This is a genomic window from Gallicola sp. Sow4_E12 (genome assembly GCF_052116305.1).
Taxonomy (GTDB): Bacteria; Bacillota; Clostridia; order Tissierellales; family Peptoniphilaceae; genus JBQKLI01.
This window is the reverse complement of the sequence record NZ_JBQKLI010000056.1, coordinates 1-642: the sequence shown is the minus strand read 5'-3', so window position 1 is coordinate 642 and position 642 is coordinate 1. Positions and strand designations below refer to the sequence as shown.

General features: G+C 69.2%; 1 protein-coding gene. It reads left to right on the top strand.

The window, feature by feature from the left end; translation table 11 throughout:
• Positions 1 to 550, top strand: a 550-nt coding sequence (locus ACTQ46_RS11130) for a hypothetical protein (protein WP_441749894.1), incomplete at its 5' end; no start/stop codon positions are given.
• Positions 551 to 642 lie beyond the last annotated feature (92 nt).

The following is a 642-nucleotide window of genomic DNA, read 5'->3' as shown; positions in this document are numbered from 1 at the left end:
GCGGTTCTCACTATCTGTTGGCCGCGTCGGCATACCGTTACGCCAACGCTGTAACGGTTGGGCCATTCTGTGCTACATGGGAAATCGGGCACGGTGCGAAGTCTGCGGCGGCAGCATGGCGGGCAGGCGCGCGACGGCGGTTGTGTGTTCCCCGGCGTGCCGACAGGCTAAGTTCCGCGACGCCCGGCGCACCGACGCCAAGACTGAGCCCACGAAGCGCGCACCGCGTAACCCGAGCGCCGACGACACGCCCGAGACCCCCGCGGAACTTCACGGGCGGCTGGAGGAAACCACGCGCCGACGGTTCGAGGCGGCGGGCATTGACGACTACGACGAAGACCCGCTGGCGGTCCACCTGCTGGGCATGGCCCGCATTCTGGACAACCCCGGCAGCGTCGCGCCCGGCAGCCTCACCGGAATGGGCAAGGCGTTCCGAGACGCCTACAAGGACTTCATGCGCGACCACGAAACCGTAGACCTCGCGCGCGACCCTGTTGCCGCTGTCCAAGACGAAGCCGCGCAACTGCTGGCCGGGCTGGGGGCGGCATGATGCCGCGGCCTGACCCTTACGCGCTACTGCCCCCGGCGTACCACACGAGCCCCCCGCGTGCGGTGACGCTGGGCCCGCTCGTGGGCAAGACG